This is a genomic window from Xenorhabdus khoisanae (genome assembly GCF_001037465.1).
Classification (GTDB): Bacteria; Pseudomonadota; Gammaproteobacteria; order Enterobacterales; family Enterobacteriaceae; genus Xenorhabdus; species Xenorhabdus khoisanae.
This window is the reverse complement of sequence record NZ_LFCV01000204.1, coordinates 1-5,476: the sequence shown is the minus strand read 5'-3', so window position 1 is coordinate 5,476 and position 5,476 is coordinate 1. Positions and strand designations below refer to the sequence as shown.

Genomic DNA, 5,476 nt, shown 5'->3' with positions numbered 1-5,476 from the left:
CTTGCTTATTAAAATTAAAAGAATTGAAAATCAGAAGATAATGTTATAAATCGAACAACCTGAGTTTAATATAACGAAAACTCAGGTTGTTGATTTACTAAGTCAATAGATTATTTATGCACTGCTGCCTTGACTTCATCCGATGCCTGCCAAATACGATATTTAACTGTCATCGATTTTGGTGTATATACCACGATAGGTAATTTGCTGTTATAACGTATAAACGCATCTTTACCTAAATTAATCTGAACAAAACGTACTGTTTTTTCCTTATTTGGACAGGCCATTTTTGTTGAAGCGGGACCAGAGACTTTATTTAGCTCATAGTAATCATATCCCCATCCTTCCAATACTTTCGTCTCCAACTTGCCACCAAACCAATGATGGTTGCAATCCACTTTCATGTCCTTGCCAATCATCAACTCAACCATGTAGTTGTTTTCATGCTCTTTCTGAGGAAGTTCAATCACACTGCGTACCATTCCCTCAGAAGCAGCAGGATAAGGTGCTACATCTTCCAGTTTTTTGTCAGCAAAAACAGAAGTCGATACCATCAAAGCAGCTAAAGGAAATAGATATTTTTTCATATATCACCTCTGAATATATTTAAAAAGGAGATTGAATCATAACAACAAAAATACTGATGTGAATTATGTTTTTTTGGCAATGCACTGATTTTTAGGCTTATTCCATAAACTTGAAGTATATGCAATAAAAGTTAATATTAATTTTCATTAACAATGAGTTAGACTTATAAAGAGTACCAGATCTTTTTATGTGATATCTCTCAAATCTGAGATTACAATGGGCTGCTACACTCATATAGTGTGGTCGTAAATTTCGTATAGGAGGTCTCATGTTTCCAGAATATCGTGATTTAGTATCCAACCTGAAAGAATCTCATCCCCGCTTCCAATCCCTGTTTGAAAAACATAACCGACTTGACCACGAGATAACCCAGCTTGAAGGCCCAAATGGAACTGGCTACAGCGATAAAGTTATACGTCTGAAAAAAGAAAAATTACACATCAAAGATGAGATGCAAAGGATTTTGCAGGCAGAATATCAGAAATAGCCCTGCCAATAATTTTAACGCCTGCTTTGTTTATAAGTAGGCGTCATATGGAGTTCTCGATTAGAGAACCTTGCCAATTCCACATCCGTAAAAAAGCCACCATAATGGTGGCAAAAACCGGAGCAATGATTTTTTCGTTATTTATTGTGCGGCAGCCGCTTTCTGGCGAGGTTGTCTCTTAGCTTTTGCCTTTGGATGCGGCGTTACATTCTGGACTTCACCCGGCTTAGAAATGAAACGGACAAAGGTTTCATGGCTGACGAACGTTGCTCCACAATTGATGTTCTGACATTGGTTATAGCGCTCCTTTGTTTGGCTTGAATGCTCGAAGCTGCTACGAGTATGCGCTGACTGATCACACAGAGGACACTTAATCATATTGTTCACCTTTCTTGAAATAACATCTTCTCGTCTGGTGAACAATATACCAAAGATCTCATATTGAGATCAAGTGTTTATTTAGGTGTTCTCAGTTTTGGTTTCAGTATCCTCAGCTTTGATTTCGATATCATCAAGTTTAATCTCGAGATCTAATGATGTTGTAAAACCACTGTCATTGAGATTATGGGTCACTTTCACTATCGTCCAGCTAGTTCCGTTTATCTCCGGCTTAAATCCATCAATTTGTACAGGTGTTTCAGGATAAATGTCAGCGCGCCCTTTCGCCAAAGTGATAGAAAACTGAGCTGCACCTCTCTGTAGTTTTTTCCAAACTGCTTCAGCAGCACGTTCTGCTTCTTCTTTGCTGTTATATACACGGGAGAGTTTCAGTACATTCTCTTCTGTTCCTTGCAAATATTTTTGGGCTTCTTGTTTGGTCGTCTTGGTTTCAGTCGTTGCTTCATGAGACTCAAGCGCTGATTCTTGCTTTTCCTCATAATAAGACTGACTTTTATCTCTTCGGGTCTTATCACCACCCAACTTTTTTGCTTTTTTGTGGCTGGGCTTGTCATAAGGAGATGTTTTACCCCCCTTCTTTTTAGAGTCTTTTTTCGATAAATCGACAACACCTGGCTTTTTGTTTTTCTCTTTCACCATTTTGTGGTCTTTTTTATCTTGCCTTTTGAAAAAACTAAAATTAGAAGGAGCACTACTCGTTTTAAGCACGGTTTTATCTGACACCTGAGTTTTACTGCTATCGTAGTGAACAGAAACATCAACCTTTGTGTTCTTTGACTCCTGCCGTTTATAGGTTACCGTTTGTTTAGATGCCCTTTGTGTATCCCACCATTGAGCGACCACACCTGTATAAGCTTCACGATCAGCCAGAGAAAACCGATGGCTATCCCCTGATTGACGAGTAATCAAAACAGGAGGAATTGCCATACCACTCGCACTCTTATTCTGTCCTTGAAGAATAAACAGCAATTCACCATTTTTGACTGAAGCAATCGCCCCTTCCTGCTGTGCTATGCGTGTCAGAAAGCTCACATCAGATTCATTAGTTTGATCGATATGCATAGAGAGACCTTTCAATTCATCGCTGATTTGAAATTGCAGGTAGTTTCTCGTGGCTATCGTACTCACAATACTCTCTAACGTGTGTTTATGATAAGACGCTTCGCGCTTGACATTCAGATCACCACGAAAATCAGCGCTGCGGGCACGAACTGTCAGCCGATCCGGAGCACCAGAATGTTCAATTTCATCAACAACAAATTTTCCCTTTGGGGTTAAGGGGTGGCCATGCCACCCCAATTCCAGTATCAGGATATCGCCCCGGGAAGGAAATATAAGTTTCCCATCCGCATCATCCAACTCAATATCCAGCTGATCTGACTCCAAGCCGCGGTTATCCGTCAGCGTTAGGGACATTAAACGTGATTGAATTTTGCCAGTTATATCCTTGTTATTGGTTTCCAATCGAAAAGCCGGTGCACCATCTTTGCCAGTAATCAAATCAAATTGGGGAACCCAATCTGTGCTTGGTATCCACTGTTGAAAATCTATCATGAGAATGCTCCCTTAACTTTATCAATGGCTTGATCCTTAAGTTTATAAAGCTCATCCAATGATTTAGGCAGTTGGTCCCGTATTTCAGATAGCTGCTCTTGCAAATCTCCCAACATTTCAAGCAAATTGTTATCAACCCGCCGTAAGGTCAGTGTAAAACTGATTTTTCTGGCCGCACCACCCGACATAAATTCCGTTTTTGTCTCATCAATGCTTTCGATAACGAACATGCCATAAATCGCACCACTACCATCAATGAAAGACCATGCTTTGCCACTGTCTGCCATTAATTTCAATGCGGTCAGAGAAAGAGAACCACCTGTCAGCTCAGGATAAAGTTCCCCTGATAGAGTGACCGTGTCATTATCAGGACCGATAAACTGCCAGGCAGGCCGTGCTCCCACACGGCTATTGAAGGCATGTCTCCAGCTTTGTTTATGTTGAAAACTCTGGTATGGCGTTGTTTTCAACATAAAAACGAATAAACCAAGTGCAGCCATCATGAGAATAATTCCTCCCTATCAGAATATGAGCTACGCATACGGGCTTGCTGCATACGTTCCCGTTGTTCCAGTTCCTGTCTGACCATGCGGGCAATATCCTGAGCGGATTGTCCCTGTGAACCATAGACATAAATGTTATATTGCGGGGCGCCACTAAATTGTTGTGGCTGACTCCGCTCCCTTTTCGCCTGAACTTCCTCATAAGAATGAGTAGGTAAACTTTGCGGATGCAGCGGTGCATCCTGTGCCGCTACGGGCAAAGACATTGAAGCGACAGCAACCCCCAAGGCAGCATAATTCGCCGTATTTTTACGACTGATGACATTTGCCGAACCACTAATAATTTCAGGACCGCGCTCACCTACGATGCCAATTTCTCCCGCTGAAATGGAGCCGCCTTTATCGTATTGACCAATCTGTTTCGCTTTTTCATTAGTTTCGTTATTGGTTATTTCCTTTGAGGTTTTTACAACAACTTCCTTTTTATCATCACCTGACCACCACGATTTAAATATGTCAGTAATAGAGGAAATCTTACCTTTCAGGGCCTCCCATTTTTCTTGAATACCCGTTAACAAGCTATCGATCATTTCCGAACCCGCAGCTTTTAATTTTTCCGGAATGGCTTGAACATCAGCAACAATTTCATTCCATCTATCTGAAATTGATTTTTTAACGTTCTCCCAGATTTCTAATGTATTCTGCTTAACGGATTCCCAAACTCCACTTATTGTAGCTTTAACCGATTCCCAAGCATCTGAAGCACTTTGTTTAATGGTATCCCAGTTTTGGTAGATAATGCCTATTAACCCACCATTCATGAAATAACTCTTAATACCTTCCCATGCGGTATTCACAAGGTTTTTAATTCCTTCCCAAGCACCGCTGAAGATATTTTTAACGCTTTCCCATAAAGCTGTAAATTTTGGTCCTAATGTTTCCCAATTCTGCCAAATATAAATAGCAGCCATTGCAATAATGCCAATAACAGCAAGAATTGGGTTTGCCATCATAGCCCGGCCAATAAACATCATTGCCTTGCCTAATACATTGAAAGCACTACTTAAAAAAGATAATCCTTTTACACCAACACTTGCCAGAATATTTATACCACTACCTAAAACTCCAAAAACTTTTTGACCAATATTCCCTAATATCCCCAAGCCTTTTCTTTGGTTTCCAAAAGTATCTTTACCTCCTTTGTTAGATAATAAATCAGCATCATTATTAAGTGAGCCAAAAACCTTGTTTCCGGTTTTGCCAAAAAAATCCATGGCTGCTCTTAGCGCTTCCAACGCTTCGGTGCCGAATTGTGCAAATGCCTTCAAGCCATCTCTCAAATTCTCCATAGCCTGAATCCCCACCTGCGCAAATCTATTCAGATTGGCTCTTAACTCCTCCAGCCCCTGAACCCCGATCTGAGTAAATATATCCAGACTGGATTTCAACTTATCCAGTGCCTGAACACCCAAATCAGCAAAGAAGGCGAGGCTGGCTTTTAATTCTTCAAACGCTTTCAGCCCCAACTGGGTAAAGACATCCAGCGGTGCCAGCAATCTGTCCAGCGCCTGCACGCCCAGCTGTACAAATGAATCCAGCGTGGCTTTCAGCTTGTCCAGTGCCTGAACGCCCAAATCAGCAAAGAAGGCGAGGCTGGTTTTTAATTCTTCAAACGCTTTCAGCCCCAACTGGGTAAAGACATCCAGCGGTGCCAGCAATCTGTCCAGCGCCTGCACGCCCAGCTGTACAAATGAATCCAGCGTGGCTTTCAGCTTGTCCAGTGCCTGAACGCCCAAATCAGCAAAGAAGGCGAGGCTGGTTTTTAATTCTTCAAACGCTTTCAGCCCCAACTGGGTAAAGACATCCAGCGGTGCCAGCAATCTGTCCAGCGCCTGCACGCCCAGCTGTACAAATGCATCCAGCGTGGCTGTTACTTTCACAAAAG

General features: G+C 41.7%; 6 protein-coding genes. 1 reads left to right on the top strand and 5 read right to left on the bottom strand.

Annotated elements, in window-relative coordinates:
- Positions 1-110 precede the first annotated feature (110 nt).
- Positions 111-587, bottom strand: a complete 477-nt coding sequence (gene eco, locus AB204_RS20060; RefSeq protein WP_047965123.1) for a serine protease inhibitor ecotin — start codon at positions 585-587, stop codon at positions 111-113.
- A gap of 269 nt (positions 588-856) precedes the next feature.
- Between eco and AB204_RS20055 the strand changes: the two genes are divergently transcribed.
- Positions 857-1,075, top strand: a complete 219-nt coding sequence (locus tag AB204_RS20055; RefSeq protein WP_047965124.1) for a YdcH family protein — start codon at positions 857-859, stop codon at positions 1,073-1,075.
- Positions 1,076-1,216: 141 nt separating this feature from the next.
- Here AB204_RS20055 and AB204_RS20050 read toward each other — a convergent pair whose 3' ends face one another.
- The 4 genes from AB204_RS20050 to AB204_RS20035 all read right to left on the bottom strand — a co-directional run.
- A complete protein-coding gene (locus AB204_RS20050; protein WP_047965125.1) occupies positions 1,217-1,453 on the bottom strand; it encodes an ogr/Delta-like zinc finger family protein in 237 nt (78 codons plus the stop codon).
- 81 nt (positions 1,454-1,534) lie between these two features.
- Positions 1,535-3,028 (bottom strand): phage late control D family protein, encoded by a 1,494-nt coding sequence (locus tag AB204_RS23890; protein WP_047965126.1) that lies wholly within the window; start codon positions 3,026-3,028, stop codon positions 1,535-1,537.
- Positions 3,025-3,531 (bottom strand): phage tail protein, encoded by a 507-nt coding sequence (locus AB204_RS20040; protein ID WP_047965127.1) that lies wholly within the window; start codon positions 3,529-3,531, stop codon positions 3,025-3,027. The genes AB204_RS23890 and AB204_RS20040 overlap by 4 nt, the downstream gene beginning before the upstream one ends.
- On the bottom strand, positions 3,528-5,476 hold a 1,949-nt coding region (locus AB204_RS20035; RefSeq protein WP_047965152.1), incomplete at its 5' end, for a phage tail tape measure protein. The genes AB204_RS20035 and AB204_RS20040, both read right to left, overlap by 4 nt.

Bases quoted from the DNA above. Each gene is read 5' to 3' on its own strand.
- eco (WP_047965123.1), bottom strand. From the start codon at position 587: ATGAAAAAATATCTATTTCCTTTAGCTGCTTTGATGGTATCGACTTCT.
- AB204_RS20055 (WP_047965124.1), top strand. From the start codon at position 857: ATGTTTCCAGAATATCGTGATTTAGTATCCAACCTGAAAGAATCTCAT.
- AB204_RS20050 (WP_047965125.1), bottom strand. From the start codon at position 1,453: ATGATTAAGTGTCCTCTGTGTGATCAGTCAGCGCATACTCGTAGCAGC.
- AB204_RS23890 (WP_047965126.1), bottom strand. From the start codon at position 3,028: ATGATAGATTTTCAACAGTGGATACCAAGCACAGATTGGGTTCCCCAA.
- AB204_RS20040 (WP_047965127.1), bottom strand. From the start codon at position 3,531: ATGATGGCTGCACTTGGTTTATTCGTTTTTATGTTGAAAACAACGCCA.